This window comes from Acinetobacter chengduensis (genome assembly GCF_003664645.1).
GTDB lineage: Bacteria > Pseudomonadota > Gammaproteobacteria > Pseudomonadales > Moraxellaceae > Acinetobacter > Acinetobacter chengduensis.
In genome coordinates this window covers 1-1,431 of the sequence record NZ_RCHC01000062.1, presented here as the reverse complement: position 1 = coordinate 1,431, position 1,431 = coordinate 1, and the positions used below count along the sequence as shown (strand labels likewise).

Here is a 1,431-nt window from a genome sequence, read left to right as displayed (position 1 = left end):
ACCATTGCTGGCTAAGCAACCGCTAATTGCCGCAACAATACCAGAGGCTGCAGGACAGCGGATTTTTAAAATATATTGGGTGGGTTTGTTATGTTGCATAGGACTTTTACCTATTAATTCTCAATATTCAGAGTGTGTTTCTGTTGTTTAATAAATTTCTTTTTAGGAAAATTATTTTCTCTGTGAGAATTTATATCTAATTTTTTTTGCCCCGTCTATAGTTTTAGGAAACTTTTTTTACTTTTAAGAAACTTTTTTAAATTATTGATTTTTATATAGATATGCTGAATCACTGGCAGGAAATTTCTCTCCTGCCAGTGCGTTTTGACTTAACATAAAACGTCTACTTCATGAAACTGTTTTAGCTGCATTAAGGTCTGAAATGGATGTGTTGATTGCATCAAATTATTCATCTGTTCATGAAATTGATGAACTAAACTTTGATTGCAACGAATCACCCAACCTTTCATAAATTTTTTATTCATGTTCAGCATATATACTTCACATGTTGTTGGTGTTAACAACCGAATTTTCTTAATCACAAAGTGTTCCGAATAGCTCATCGTATTCCCCCTGAGAAAGTTCATGAGATAAAAAGCAAATACCGCGCCAATTTTTAAACCTTTATTTTTTAAGCTTTAGCACCTCATATATATTCAAAAATATTCCTATTGGGAATTATTTTTGCATTAAAAAGGCGCATATTTTTATTTATATGCACCAAAGTTAAAATCCTGTTTTAAGTAGATAATTTCATGAGTAGCAATCCACCCACAATCATGAGTGCAGCTACAATGCGTATCAGATTAGCTTGCTCACCTAAAATAATAATGCCGATAACAAACGAGCCAACTGCACCTATACCCGACCAAATGCTATAGGCCGTACCCAAAGGTAAAACTCGCATGGAATAGCTCAATAACATAAAACTCAAGATGACAAAAATCAGTGTAATTAAAGTGGGAATAGGCTTGGTAAAACCCTCTGAAAGTTTCATTGAATATGCCCAAATAATTTCAAAGATACCTGCCAATACAAGGATGATCCATGCCATCTATATTGTTTCCTTATGAGGTTACTACACCATCTATCTGCGGTTAAAAGCTCTAAAAAATCGGCCTCTTTTATAATGCAAATGCTGTTTGAATTTACCTATACCCCAAAAGCAATACCCCTTAAAAGCCTACTGATTTCCATAAAGAATATAGACAGTCGATTGTGGTTTTATATACAAATGAATGTGAAATTATTTTTCCTATTAAGAATATTTAGATTAAACCTTTCAGCCTGAATCGGTTTAGCACATTACATTTAGACAGGAGTATGCAGCGCATGTTGCAGTCAAATTCGGCCCAATATATTTTAAAAATCCGCTGTCCTGCAGCCTCTGGTATTGTTGCGGCAATTAGCGGATGTCTCGCCAATAATGGC

Annotated in this window: 2 protein-coding genes and 2 pseudogenes; 1 reads left to right on the top strand and 3 read right to left on the bottom strand. The window is 34.4% G+C overall.

Features of this window, described 5'->3' with window-relative positions:
- The 3 genes and pseudogenes from D9K81_RS18740 to D9K81_RS18185 all read right to left on the bottom strand — a co-directional run.
- Positions 1-99: pseudogene (locus D9K81_RS18740) on the bottom strand (formyltetrahydrofolate deformylase); the annotation flags it as partial.
- 230 nt (positions 100-329) lie between these two features.
- Entirely contained in the window at positions 330-563 is a 234-nt protein-coding gene (locus D9K81_RS18190) for a hypothetical protein (protein WP_120376184.1), read from the bottom strand.
- A 176-nt stretch (positions 564-739) separates the two neighbouring features.
- On the bottom strand, positions 740-1,054 hold the full coding sequence (locus D9K81_RS18185) for a DMT family transporter (protein WP_120376183.1): 315 nt from the start codon (positions 1,052-1,054) through the stop codon (positions 740-742).
- A 278-nt stretch (positions 1,055-1,332) separates the two neighbouring features.
- On the opposite strand from D9K81_RS18185, the pseudogene D9K81_RS18735 reads away from it, so the two are divergent.
- A pseudogene (locus tag D9K81_RS18735) lies at positions 1,333-1,431 on the top strand (formyltetrahydrofolate deformylase); the annotation flags it as partial.

Bases quoted from the DNA above. Each gene is read 5' to 3' on its own strand.
- D9K81_RS18185 (WP_120376183.1), bottom strand. From the start codon at position 1,054: ATGGCATGGATCATCCTTGTATTGGCAGGTATCTTTGAAATTATTTGG.
- D9K81_RS18190 (WP_120376184.1), bottom strand. From the start codon at position 563: ATGAGCTATTCGGAACACTTTGTGATTAAGAAAATTCGGTTGTTAACA.